The 547-nt window shown below is 34.9% G+C and carries 1 protein-coding gene; it reads left to right on the top strand.

Going from position 1 to position 547, the window contains the following annotated elements; genetic code table 11:
- Positions 1 to 130: tyrosine-type recombinase/integrase (locus M1K46_RS25580; protein WP_256228240.1), on the top strand; the 130-nt coding region annotated here is incomplete at its 5' end.
- Between the last annotated feature and the right edge of the window lie 417 nt (positions 131 to 547).

Here is a 547-nt window from a genome sequence, read left to right as displayed (position 1 = left end):
TTTATTGAATAATGGAGCACCTCTTGATGTTATTCAAAGCTTATTAGGTCATGAAAAAAGTGAAACTACCCGGATTTATGCGCAATTAAGCGGAAGCATCAGACAGGAATTTTATAGGAAATATTTTTAGCCATAGAAAAGTACCCCAAAAGTCAGAATTCAGCTCTAACTTTTGAGGTGCAGTACAGATACGTTACTTTTTTCACTCTTGCTACCCGATAGTGTAAGTACAATTCAAAAACTCATTAATTGTTGAGTGTACAATTGGCATTACCTTAGAGCTTCCAGGCTTCTTTTAATAACTTAATTCCTGTATTGATTTCAGTTTCCGTTAATCCTCCAAATCCAAGCAAAATTCTAGAACCTACGCTTCCTGTTTCTCCGCTATAATATATCGATAATGGATAAACCTACACCAACCCTACACCAACATTCATTGCAGCATTAATTAACCCGTCTTCTTATCCCTTTACGTACTTAGTACAACAACAATAAAAAATGACCTTCAAGTTAGCATCCAATTTAACCTCCTGAAATTCTTTTTATC

Origin of the sequence: Fictibacillus sp. WQ 8-8 (genome assembly GCF_024494405.1) — a bacterium.
Lineage (GTDB): Bacteria > Bacillota > Bacilli > Bacillales > Fictibacillaceae > Fictibacillus_C > Fictibacillus_C marinisediminis.
Note: the sequence above shows the minus strand (reverse complement) of the source record. Positions and strands in the feature narration are given on the sequence as shown.